This is a genomic window from Clostridium sp. C2-6-12, assembly GCF_009928485.1.
Taxonomy (GTDB): domain Bacteria; phylum Bacillota; class Clostridia; order Clostridiales; family Clostridiaceae; genus Clostridium.
In genome coordinates this window covers 130,249-141,620 of sequence record NZ_JAABNP010000012.1, presented here as the reverse complement: position 1 = coordinate 141,620, position 11,372 = coordinate 130,249, and the positions used below count along the sequence as shown (strand labels likewise).

General features: G+C 28.5%; 15 protein-coding genes. All 15 read right to left on the bottom strand.

What is annotated here, in order from left to right; translation table 11 throughout:
* Positions 1-142: 142 nt before the first annotated feature.
* A complete protein-coding gene (locus GXK56_RS12285) occupies positions 143-850 on the bottom strand; it encodes a lysoplasmalogenase family protein (protein ID WP_160687746.1) in 708 nt (235 codons plus the stop codon).
* A 115-nt stretch (positions 851-965) separates the two neighbouring features.
* On the bottom strand, positions 966-1,376 hold the full coding sequence (locus tag GXK56_RS12280; RefSeq protein WP_160687745.1) for an NUDIX domain-containing protein: 411 nt from the start codon (positions 1,374-1,376) through the stop codon (positions 966-968).
* Positions 1,377-1,427: 51 nt separating this feature from the next.
* On the bottom strand, positions 1,428-2,138 hold the full coding sequence (locus GXK56_RS12275; protein WP_160687744.1) for an HAD family hydrolase: 711 nt from the start codon (positions 2,136-2,138) through the stop codon (positions 1,428-1,430).
* Positions 2,139-2,248: 110 nt separating this feature from the next.
* Positions 2,249-3,142, bottom strand: coding sequence for a GNAT family N-acetyltransferase (locus GXK56_RS12270; RefSeq protein WP_160687743.1), 894 nt, complete (start codon positions 3,140-3,142; stop codon positions 2,249-2,251).
* A 211-nt stretch (positions 3,143-3,353) separates the two neighbouring features.
* Positions 3,354-3,482: a hypothetical protein gene (locus GXK56_RS28540; RefSeq protein WP_279283102.1), complete on the bottom strand. Its 129-nt coding sequence runs from the start codon at positions 3,480-3,482 to the stop codon at positions 3,354-3,356.
* 292 nt (positions 3,483-3,774) lie between these two features.
* Positions 3,775-4,332, bottom strand: a complete 558-nt coding sequence (locus GXK56_RS12260) for an HAD-IIIA family hydrolase (RefSeq protein WP_160687742.1) — start codon at positions 4,330-4,332, stop codon at positions 3,775-3,777.
* Between the two features lie 15 nt (positions 4,333-4,347).
* Entirely contained in the window at positions 4,348-5,109 is a 762-nt protein-coding gene (locus tag GXK56_RS12255; RefSeq protein WP_160687741.1) for a class I SAM-dependent methyltransferase, read from the bottom strand.
* A 134-nt stretch (positions 5,110-5,243) separates the two neighbouring features.
* Entirely contained in the window at positions 5,244-5,909 is a 666-nt protein-coding gene (locus tag GXK56_RS12250) for a Type 1 glutamine amidotransferase-like domain-containing protein (RefSeq protein WP_160687740.1), read from the bottom strand.
* 49 nt (positions 5,910-5,958) lie between these two features.
* Entirely contained in the window at positions 5,959-6,849 is an 891-nt protein-coding gene (locus GXK56_RS12245) for a serine hydrolase domain-containing protein (RefSeq protein ID WP_160687739.1), read from the bottom strand.
* Positions 6,850-6,929: 80 nt separating this feature from the next.
* A complete protein-coding gene (locus GXK56_RS12240; RefSeq protein ID WP_160687738.1) occupies positions 6,930-7,421 on the bottom strand; it encodes an HIT family hydrolase in 492 nt (163 codons plus the stop codon).
* 297 nt (positions 7,422-7,718) lie between these two features.
* Positions 7,719-8,513: an NAD-dependent epimerase/dehydratase family protein gene (locus tag GXK56_RS12235; protein ID WP_160687737.1), complete on the bottom strand. Its 795-nt coding sequence runs from the start codon at positions 8,511-8,513 to the stop codon at positions 7,719-7,721.
* 807 nt (positions 8,514-9,320) lie between these two features.
* Complete coding sequence (locus GXK56_RS12230) at positions 9,321-9,764, bottom strand: hypothetical protein (RefSeq protein WP_160687736.1); 444 nt, start codon at positions 9,762-9,764, stop codon at positions 9,321-9,323.
* Positions 9,765-9,813: 49 nt separating this feature from the next.
* Entirely contained in the window at positions 9,814-10,170 is a 357-nt protein-coding gene (locus tag GXK56_RS12225; RefSeq protein WP_207710266.1) for a hypothetical protein, read from the bottom strand.
* 13 nt (positions 10,171-10,183) lie between these two features.
* The gene (locus tag GXK56_RS12220) at positions 10,184-10,333 is read right to left on the bottom strand and encodes a hypothetical protein (protein ID WP_160687734.1); all 150 of its coding nucleotides are present in this window, start codon (positions 10,331-10,333) and stop codon (positions 10,184-10,186) included.
* 78 nt (positions 10,334-10,411) lie between these two features.
* Positions 10,412-11,368, bottom strand: a complete 957-nt coding sequence (locus tag GXK56_RS12215; RefSeq protein ID WP_160687733.1) for an adenosine deaminase — start codon at positions 11,366-11,368, stop codon at positions 10,412-10,414.
* Between the last annotated feature and the right edge of the window lie 4 nt (positions 11,369-11,372).

Below are 11,372 nucleotides of genomic sequence, written 5' to 3'. Positions count from 1 at the left end.
ATCAGCCCCCATTACGGACTTTCACCGATTAGTACGTGCCCATGCTGGGCACACGTATAAAAAAAGTACTTGATAATATCAAGTACTTTTCAAAAAATATTTATATCATTGCATATTCAAATATAAGGTATCTTATGTTTTGTTAATTTATTAAATCTTCCTCACAAATTAGTACAGCTAAAAGCGTCCATCCAGGAACATATGCTGTCCATATAATATTAGTAAGCCATGTAGAATTAGTTGTTGCTAAAGGCGGATAAAATTTAGAAAATGCTACTCCAACATCGCAGATAAACATTAAACAGCCAGAAGCGGCTATAATCCAAGAAGCTTTTTTTGTAAAGTAATTCCGAAAAATAGTGCATACAGATGTCCAAGCCATATAAGTTAATACAATACCAAATATTATAGTTCCTATTTTCATTACTGAGTTATAAATATATGGTATCAATAAACTAAATAAGCTAATAAATAGAATGACAAAAGGTATTGCAACGAATATTTCTGATACTCTTAATCTAAAATTTTTATTATATGCAACAATCAGACAAATATAAGCACATAAAAATCCCAAAATTCCAAATGGATCTAAATTCATTTTTAAATTATCTATTGTACCTGAAAAAACTAAAAAGAAATCAGCAATAACAAGGAAAAATAAAGATAAAGCCATAAGCTTTTGCTCCATAAATTTCTTCTTTATTGTTAATGCTGATAAAAAAAGTGTAATCATAGTAGTGTATTTAAGATACAAAATCATATTTTCTTTAGGATAATAATTATCTAAGATAAAAATCAACACTGTTATTGGAAAATATATAGCTATTAGAATTCTTTGAGTATTTCTCATTAAAATCCCTTCCTTAAGTTATGTAAGATTGCTTTTAATAGTTAATGTTTTACTTATGATTTATTATAACCAAATTACATAATTTAAAACGAAAACATTTCTATAACCAAAGTATCTAAAAACTAATGAATTCCCTTACTTCATTTAGTATTCTTTTTGAACTTTCAAATTGAAAGGCATCCATTGCTTCCTTATATGTCATTAAATAAGCACCTTCTAATTCCTCTTCTTGATAACGTATCTGTTGATTATCATACTCTGCAAGAAAATATACTATTCTTTTAATAACATCATTTTTATTAGGAATTGTATGTTCATCAGTTGTCCTAAACCCTGCAATTATTTGTGGTTTTATACCAATTTCTTCATATATCTCCCTTAATGCAGTTTCTTCTTCAGTTTCATTTCCTTCAATATGCCCTTTGGGAAATCCATAAAATCCTTCTAAAGATTTCACAATAGCAAAATAAATTTCATTGTCTTTACGAGTAAAAACTATCGCTCCGCATGATACTTCATATTTCATAATTTACCTCCTTCTAATTACTATTTGTAATACTCAATATAAAATTGGACTTTATCTAACTATTTCTAATAATTCATTTAATGATTTAATCTCAATAAAATTTTTATTATTAATATTAGTATCTTGTTTACGATTTATAAAAATTGGCGTAAATCCAAAGTTTTCAGAACCAAGAACATCAGCTTCAAAGTTATCGCCAATAAAGTAAACTTGTTCCATTTTGATGCTATTATCATACTCTTTAATATCATCAAATACGATTTTAAATAGACCTTTATGTGGCTTCCGTATATTATAATCTGCACTAAAATATGTATTAATAAAATACTTTTCTAAATCATATTGATTAATGAATTTTCTCATTATGTTCTTTTTAAATATAGAATTACTTAATAAATATACAGGGATTCCTAATAACTTGAGCTGATTTAAAGTTGCAATAGTATCAGTAAATAATTCAGTAGTATTTATTTCAAGTGCACAATTAAATAAAATTTCTTCTAGTGGATAATTTACTTTAAAGCCATATTTATTTTTGAAATCTAAAAGTTCATCTTCAAATGCTACCTCTGAATTATTCTCGTTTCTTTTATCATAAAGTTCTTTCCAATATGTATTTGCATAATCTAAAAATTCTACTCTATCCGTTTCTTTTGATAATATATTTTTATGTAGATAAAGTAAACCTGAATTGAAATCAAAATTAATATCACGGACTAATGTCTCGAACAAATCAAAGACAATGGCTCTAGCTTTTGGCATAATGCACCTCCTTGTATAATCATAACTTGTACACCTTTTAATAATATTGCAAGTCCCTAAGTAATAATTCTTAATTTATCTTTGCTGATATATCATGCAATAAAAAAAACTTAGAACTTTTTATTTGTATATACATACTTATTTGCTTCTCCTGTTTTCTTAAATCCTACAGATTGATATAACAATTGAGCAGCATTGTTATTAATTGATGTACTTACATAAACACATTGTATACCTCTCTTTTGTAATTCTGAAAGTCCAAAATTAAGCGTACGTTTAATAATTCCACGCCTTCTATATTGCTCACAACAAGCTACTGGCTCAAGTAGTGCAGTACTACTCTTTTGGTCTATCCACCATGTTGTAAAACCAATAAAATTATTTGTTGATACATCACGGATTACATAGTCTAATGTATTATTGTAGTCATTGGATTGTAGGTAATCCTGAAACATTTTTTCAGTAATCATATTACCTGTTGGAATAGAAGCATGCTTAATACGCTCTGGAATATCTTCTGTTGTTAAAAAGCTTATCCGTTCTTCCAACCATTCACTTTTTTCTATTGAATAATTATTAAGCTCTAACATTCCTTGAAAACGTATTTCATTTTCCTTTCTATATCCATTATTTATTAATGATTTACATAAATTCTCATTGAGGCTATTCGCAATTATAAACCATTCTTCACAGTCATCGTAAAGCTTTCGAACTAACTTTATTATATCATCTATATATTGCTCAAAATTTGGCATAATTCTAAGTGAGTATTCCCTTTCATCAATGTATGCTAACAAATATCCAATTGGTGTTTCATCAAGGTAAAGTAATTTTGCATATGAGAATAGATCTGTCGCTCCATTTCCAAACATATATCTATCAAAACTTAAGCCACCTATATGCGGATGCCAAGATTTAAGCATATTCGCTTTACATATATTACTTTCAATACAACACATTATACTATAATCAATTTCATTTATAACGTCTCTAAGTGTAATCATTATAACACTCCTTGATTTATCTTTACTTACACATTAACTTACTGCTGTTAATTAAAACTACTCTATAATTGAATTTTATAGTTCAACTAAAATAGATGAACCTTTAGACTTATCACCATTTAACCATTGCCATTCTTCATGTAATTCTAATTTACCACTTTCCAAAGTGTATGAAATACTATGACACTTTCCAATTCTTTGTTGACCTTGTTTATTGATGTGTTACAAAAAAATCTACTGCTCCTTCTGGATAATAATGAGAATATATAGTTTGTATTGTTTTATGTGTTATATTTTTTACTATATCTAAATCTTCCTTTGTGGCTTGTCTTATATTCATGCTATACCCTCCAAATTACTATTTATAGTACTCAAAATAAAATTGAAATTTATTTATATATGTTCTTATTTTGATAAATTTTATTAACTATTAAATCATCTATTTGATTTCCATATAAAGAAACTGAACCAACCACTGTATTATTAATCCATAGAATATAGATGTTTTTTCTTTTAATCTCTTGAATAATACCATTTTACAATTTGCTATTTATTTTTATGATTAATGATATAAAGAAAATTGCGTATTAGTTAAACTTCTTAATAAATATCACAAGTTATATAATATAAATCTAACAGTAATCCAAAATCCAATTAACTGCCTGTAGCACATTTTCTGCAATGTAATCAGCTTCGTAATCTCTCCAAGTATCTCGGAATTCCTCCATACTGCCTTTGCCAACACCAGTTAACACCAAAATGCCCTTTGCCCCTATTCTTTTTGATAAAATAATATCTGAATTACCCATGTCACCTACTACAAAACTACTTTTTAAATCTATGTAATGTTCTTTAGCAGCTTTTTCTACCATCTCTGTTAATGGCTTTTTACATGTGCAATTGTCTTCTTTTGTATGTGGGCAACAATAAACCCCATCAAAATATGCTCCTTGTTCAGCTAAATTTCCTTGTAATATAGATAATTTGTTATCAAAATCTTTTTTCGAAAGATAACCTCTGGATATATTACTTTGATTTGTAATGATTATAGCAGGAATCCCATTATCATTTAACTTCTTTATGGCTTCTATAGAGAAGGGGTAAAACTCAAAATTGCTGATATCATCTACTCCATTTCCACCTAGAGTGCCCTGCATATCTAAAAATACTGCTTTTTTTAAACCATTCATAATTATAACTCCCCCTTATATTTCTCCCAAGTAGCACATAGACCGAAATGCAGTACATACCTTACCTGCGGTTTGATACTTTTCAAAAACATTTTGAAGTTCAAGTATAAATTGGTCATAGTTTTCCTCATCAGGTTTAGGTGTAAACGAGGCAGATAGTGCTCCCCCTTTGATACCGTCAAAGTTCTGATAAAGCTCATGAGTAAAAGATAATGTTTCATACTTATTATCTCTAAAAAAATCATATACCATTTCATCTCTCGAAAGTTTTCTACCATTATTTTCTGGTTTATCATTTCTGTACTTAGATAAAACATTTCTGTATTCAGTTGAAAAATCGTTGTAATCACCTACAAAGTCATCCCATACTATAAAAACTTTCCCATTATCTTTAATAATTCGTTTAAATTCCAATAGACACTTTTCTTTATTAAACCAATGAAATGCTTGGGCAACAGTTATCAAGTCAAAACAATTATCTTCAAGACCTGTCTTCTCTGCGCTACCAGCTATAGAAATGAAGTTACTAAACTGTGATAATAGTTCTTCAGCTTTTGCACGCATTTCATTATTTTGTTCAACTCCATAAACTGTATTTCCTTTCTCAAGCAAAAGGCGAGTAAATCTCCCTGTACCAGAACCGATATCAGCAATTACTGAATTATCATTAATAATATTATTTGAATAAAGAAATTTCATTATTTCAGCAGGAAAGCTTGGACGGTATTTGTCATAATCTTCTGTTTTGTTGGAATATCTTTCAGCACCAAATTTCATAGTATACCTCCTAAAAATTATTTCGTGATTATTTACTATTCCATATCAATTATAGCATAATTTGTAAAAATCGTATGATTTAATTTTCAAAGAACATTTATACAATTTAATACGTCAAATCTACATATTATCTGTTACTGTCTGCTAAAAGTTTTAACATTTCCTAATAAGGTCATTTTTTTATTATCAATAATTATTCCACCAGTATTGGTAATTGCATATACATTTTCTTTTTTCTCAGCTAATACCTTATTAATATATTTATTTTGAATTTCAGTATCTTCATAGTGAACTTCAATATCAAAATCTTTAATTAAATTTAGTCCTGTATTATATGTAAATGTATTATAATCTTCATCTGGAGTAATGTGATATTCTGATATTTGAATCATTGCTCCTGCGCTACTGCCAATAATAACACCTGTAAAATTTTTAATATCATCAATTAAATTAAACTCTTTTAAGCGCAACATCATTTTATCTGGAAAACCACCAGTAAAAAATATTATATTGCTATTTTTTATTTTAACTTTTGCATTTTCCTTTGTATCCTTAAAATAATTTATCCAATTTATATTTTCTTCTTTAACTCCGCAATTCAAAAATGGTATAACAACACTTTCATAATATTTACCATTATTATTGCTATACGCCTTCTGCCAATCATTATCACTACATATATCTTCACCAAATGAAAATGGAATTATTAAAACTTTATCATTAGAATTTATGTATTTCGATACTATATCTTTTGCCCAACTTTCGTGAAAATTATATAAACTAAATAACATATTTACCATAAATATTCTCTCCTTTATACAAAATATCCTTGTCCATAATTTACTTATACTATAACTTTGGAAGAATATCGCTCCATATTACACGCAATATATCCTTATGATTGATTTCATTATGGGCTGTAACAGTAATAACAGCATTATAATCAGTCAATACCACACACATTTGACCATACATGCCGTCTGCTCTATAAGTGTTTGGTGGCGTACACTTCCAAACCTGGTATCCATAACCCCCTCTTGTTTCTGGGTCATTTTTGGAGGTAGTATCTACCAAATCAGAATGCAGTAGATTTACATAATTAACAGGAACAATTTGTTTATCCTTATATACACCATTATGTAGTAAGGTTATCCCAATTCGAGAAAACTCTTCTGTAGTAAGATACAAACCTCCTGAACAGGATGTATGCCCATATTGGCAGGTATTCCATTGAGGATTTATAATTTCCAACATATCGAACATCCGAGGCTTTAAATACTCTAGCATTATTTTGCCGCTCACTTTTTCTACAAGCCGACCAAGCATGTAAGTACATAAATCCTCATAATAAAAATTAGAACCAGCTTCTTTTTTCATTTCAGTAATAAAGAAAAGCTCTGCTCTGTCTTTAGAATTATATTGACTAAAATCTTCAAACATATGTCCAGAGCTCATCTGTAACAGATGCCTAATACTTATTTTTTCAGAACCTGGATATGCCATCTCCTTGTATTCTGGAAAAAAATCTAGTACATAATCTGACAACCTTAAACGACCTTCATTTTCTGCTATACCAATTCCAACAGATGCAAAGGTTTTTGATGCGGAATAAAGATTTTCTCTATCATTACTCCGAAATCGATATTCATCCAGTGTTTTTCCGTTTTGATAAAGATGAATACCATATACACCCAAATTCCTTTCAATTACAGAAAATCGAAAATCCGATAACAAACCCATTTAAATACCTCCATATTAATAAAATATCATTTCCGCTACTTATTATTGTTCCATGCTTGATAAAAATTTACTAATAACTATTAATCTATATGACGTTTCATATAATCTCTTATTACTGCTACACTTGCCAATATATCAGCAATATTTTCTTCTGTTTTATAATTATCTTTAGCATAAAAAAGTATTTCACGAACTGTGGATAAAGAATTTTCAAATTTTTCATCCATCCATTCATATCTAGGAAGCAGCCATAAATGAAAATGACCAGACCTTTCTTCTTGAATAATAGATACTTCTTTAATATCTTTTATGCTTTTTAATGCCATCCTTGCTCTATAAACTAAATCAAAGAGTTCTTGTGATTCTTCGAAGGTAAGTTGTGAAAGTGATTTAACATGTTTTTTTGAAGCAATAATCAAAAATGCCTTAATTGGAATTTCTGGATCTTGGTGAAGAATAAAATTTTCCGTACTCAATATTATTTCACCTGGAGGTATAATTTCTCCATTTCCTATAGAACATCCAATACATTTACAATTTAGTTCCTTACCTAAAATGTCTTTTATTATCATAATTTTATCTCCTCACTAATTTTATACAATGGAGTAATTTATCAGTATTCAATTAGGTTATAATTTTCACAATTGTTATAATAAAAGTTACTTGTCCATAATATCTTTATAAATCTTTTTTATTTTCAATATTGAGTTTTTAACTGTTTTTATTCGAGAAATGTATTTAATAAGCCATATGTGAGGCTTATTAATTGTTTCAGTACTCCATCCATTAATCTTGCTAAATATTTATTTACAAATTATACACCCTTAAAGAAAAGCACGTATTAAATTAACTTAAATTGTTACTTGCATTCAAATATCTTGTATTATAGTATTTAACAGAAGTTTTCTTCTATCATTGCTTAAATTATGATATACATCTTCTTCCTTGTAATCAGGTATTATAAAACTGTTATTAATATTCATTAGATTTGCTAAATATCTATAAAAATCATAATGGCTTACTGGTTTTTCTCCCGATACATTTACTATTCCCGTAAAGTCACTATATGAAAGTTCAATTATTGCATTTGCTAAATCCTCTACATTAACAAAACTCGCATACATATTTGCTGTTCTTGAATACTTTTTTCCTGTTTTCGAAATTTCAAGTAACCCTTTCATCCTACAATCCATTTTGCCATCATAATCATACCCATATATACTCCCAGGTCTTACAATAACATAATTCGGATGATTTCTTACTATTTTTTCACCTTCAATTTTACCATTAATATATTTAGGTAAATATTCATCAGGTTTACGTTTATTAGGAATTACATCTTCACTTTGGTCTTTCCCTTTTCCAACTGTAGTAGAAACATAAATTAATCGCACATCTTTAGATATATTATTAACTATGGCATTTAAGCCTATTTCTGACAATAGCATTTCTTTTTCTGCATCCATAATGCTCCAAATAATTATATCTGGTTTCAATGAGAGTATTTTATCTATGTCTATCCTATTCAAAATGTTAATTTGTATAAGTTCGTGATTACTTGAGGTATTACAAGTTCCATAAACTTCGTTATTACTATATTTCTTAAGTTTCTTATATATTGTATTTCCCAAATATCCACTTGCTCCAATTATCAATAATTTCATAAATGTTCTCCTTGTCTTTCTAAATTTCATCAATATTGCATCATAATTTACTTTTATGTATCACTAAATTTCAAAATCTGGAATACTTTTTTCATTATTGAACCAGTGCAACACATGAGCACTGGCGAGAATATCGATGCTGTGATCTGGGAGTTTTGTGGCTTCAGCGGTGTCATCTATAATCTTTGAATTTGAAAAAGGCTAAAGTGTAATGGCAAGTTGTTATCGCATATCCGCATTTGATTCTACGGCAAATACAGAGTAGCCACCCTTCGCTAGTTTCACCGTGAACTTTCCATCCCCGCACCGATATGGGCAAATACTAAGTATAATGGCGCAAGTCCGAAGATTGTTTCAATAGAAGCCTTGGGATACCCAGGCAGTCCTTTGCATATGCATCTGCCTTTCCTGTAAAATTTTCTATATTCACTTTATTCCCTCCAAGTTTATAAATTTACGTTATAAATTTTCTACCTATGAATTACTTACCATTATGTATAAAGTATAGCATATTTTGTAATCACTGTATTATTATAAATTAATTTAGAGAAAACTGAACAACAAATTGGGACGGTTTTGTTAATTTGCTTAATAAAAAATCCCCCAATTAAGGGAGAGTATAGAAAACATCATAAAGAATTTGTAAATTTTTCTTCCAATCTTATCTTGGTAATAACCATAGATGAACATGATACTATAGTCAATTTCATTTAAACCGTTTCTAATTGTAATCATTATAGCCTTCCTATAATTTTTCCATTCAAATATTTTTAGTGCATATTAAGAGAAAATAGAGAACTAAAAATATTAATATATATCTTCAATTACATAAAGTTTTTTTGTATCAGTAGTTAATATTAAGTATATTTTTGAATTATCGTCTTTGCCTATAGTGTAGTATTTATAGTTGTTCTGGAAATTGGGCATATTTTCTTGTGGAACATTAAACATAGATAGAACTTTATCAATTTGTGTTTCAATGGATTTATTTTTATTATTTTCCCAATTCACAGATTCATTAATATCACTTTCTTTTGCATATTGAAAAATATGATATCGCTCACCATCTCCATGAAAACTAGCTTCACTCTCCATTGAATAAATTTCTTTATATGTGTCTGGTAATTTAATAGACCAATTGATATCAATAATTTCAGTATATGGTTTGTTTATTTGTACATATAAAAATACAGAAATTAAAATTATAACTACTAATAAAAAAACACCTATAATTTTAAATAATTTCTTCACTGTTTTACTCCTTTAAAACAATTTTATATAAATTCTTTATCCTATTAACTCATGCAATTCCCATATTCTTAATTATGTATTTATCACCTTGTTTAATGACGGTTACTTCTGTGTATTTATCCTTAATCCAACCATCGGTTGTTATTTCTCCATTTCCTGCAACCCAATCTGAATTACTGCTTACAGGTTTAACAGAATATACTACTCTAAATGTGAAGCCTGTCATAGTATTCTTAACATCCCGTACTTCCACAACTTTATAATCTGATAATATTATATTCTCCTCAGTTGCGGCAGACTTATAATCATTAAAATACTCATTCATTAGCTTTAAACAAATATCCTTTTCTTGCATATGCTGTACGTATAAAATAGTAATAAAAATAGCGACTATTAGTAATAACACTTATATAAATGTTTTATTTCTCATAAACTTTATTTCCTCCTGTATTTAATTTTTTCAAAAAGCGTCTCTTATAAAATATATTACGATTATATATCACTAATTTTTCAAAATCTGCAATACTTTTTTCATTAATATAGCAAATTATTTTCCAAGCTTCAGCCATTGCTTTTTCATATCCATTTTTATTGCTACTGCAACTTACTTTTCCATTCTTTCTATTCTTACTACAGAAATATTATGCTCATAATTTACGCAATCCATTAACCCTTATATCATCTAATTCTTCAGCAGTTAATGCTCCTGCTTCATAAAGCCTTAAATATTCTTTAGATACAGGGCTATCAAAAATCAATATATCATCAGAATTAATCGTAACGTTAACGCCTGATTTATAAAGCATCTTAATTGGATGCTCAGCCAGTTTTGATACTCGTCCTAATTTAATATTGCTAGTTGGAACAATATTTAAACGTATATTATTATCTACTAAATATTTAATTACTTGTGGAGATTGAGCTGCTGCAATTCCATGCTGCACTTCATCCAAGCCTAAAATTTGCACACCTTTTAGAACATCTTCTGCTGTTCCCCATTCTCCAATATGAGCTTTTAATCTTAATCCTTGTTCCTTAGCCTTCTTATAAATTGACTGGAAGTTTTCAATAGGTTGTGCAAATTCGTCACAATATAAATCTATAGAATAAAATTCTCTGCGCCCCCAAAAATGTTCTAAACATTCCTCTAAGTAAGAAATTTGACAATGTCTTGATAATCCAATTTGTAAACGCAATTCGATCTCAGGTGCTATTTTTTCATGTGCTTTATAAAATGCATCAATTAATGAATCAATATCATTATTAAAATATTCACCTAAGCCCCAAACATCTTCTCCAATTTCTAATATGGTTACACCATCTATTTTTGCTTGATAAAAGGTAGCTTCTATCAATAATTTTCTCATTTCACTGTTATGAAACTTTTTCCCCATGTATTTGTTATTCCAAGAATCCATATCATTCATTGAACATAATACACCATCAAAATAAGGAATATCTATTCCTGTAACCATTTTTATATATTCTCGATTTCCGCCCAAAGAAAAATGATTATGTAAGTCTGCTTTGGGAATTGTTTTTATTCCATTAAGGTCTTTTGATTCTAAAGAACTTATAAATTTATCCGAGTAAAAATCATTCATTTTG

What these genes read in the sequence shown, in the direction of transcription:
- GXK56_RS12280 (WP_160687745.1), bottom strand. Translation starts at nt 1,376, where the DNA reads ATGAAATATGAAGTATCATGCGGAGCGATAGTTTTTACTCGTAAAGAC.
- GXK56_RS12275 (WP_160687744.1), bottom strand. Translation starts at nt 2,138, where the DNA reads ATGCCAAAAGCTAGAGCCATTGTCTTTGATTTGTTCGAGACATTAGTC.
- GXK56_RS12215 (WP_160687733.1), bottom strand. Translation starts at nt 11,368, where the DNA reads ATGAATGATTTTTACTCGGATAAATTTATAAGTTCTTTAGAATCAAAA.
- GXK56_RS12260 (WP_160687742.1), bottom strand. Translation starts at nt 4,332, where the DNA reads ATGAATGGTTTAAAAAAAGCAGTATTTTTAGATATGCAGGGCACTCTA.
- GXK56_RS12235 (WP_160687737.1), bottom strand. Translation starts at nt 8,513, where the DNA reads ATGAAATTATTGATAATTGGAGCAAGTGGATATTTGGGAAATACAATA.
- GXK56_RS12250 (WP_160687740.1), bottom strand. Translation starts at nt 5,909, where the DNA reads ATGGTAAATATGTTATTTAGTTTATATAATTTTCACGAAAGTTGGGCA.
- GXK56_RS12255 (WP_160687741.1), bottom strand. Translation starts at nt 5,109, where the DNA reads ATGAAATTTGGTGCTGAAAGATATTCCAACAAAACAGAAGATTATGAC.
- GXK56_RS12220 (WP_160687734.1), bottom strand. Translation starts at nt 10,333, where the DNA reads ATGGCTGAAGCTTGGAAAATAATTTGCTATATTAATGAAAAAAGTATT.
- GXK56_RS12245 (WP_160687739.1), bottom strand. Translation starts at nt 6,849, where the DNA reads ATGGGTTTGTTATCGGATTTTCGATTTTCTGTAATTGAAAGGAATTTG.
- GXK56_RS12285 (WP_160687746.1), bottom strand. Translation starts at nt 850, where the DNA reads ATGAGAAATACTCAAAGAATTCTAATAGCTATATATTTTCCAATAACA.
- GXK56_RS28540 (WP_279283102.1), bottom strand. Translation starts at nt 3,482, where the DNA reads ATGAATATAAGACAAGCCACAAAGGAAGATTTAGATATAGTAAAAAAT.
- GXK56_RS12240 (WP_160687738.1), bottom strand. Translation starts at nt 7,421, where the DNA reads ATGATAATAAAAGACATTTTAGGTAAGGAACTAAATTGTAAATGTATT.
- GXK56_RS12270 (WP_160687743.1), bottom strand. Translation starts at nt 3,142, where the DNA reads ATGATTACACTTAGAGACGTTATAAATGAAATTGATTATAGTATAATG.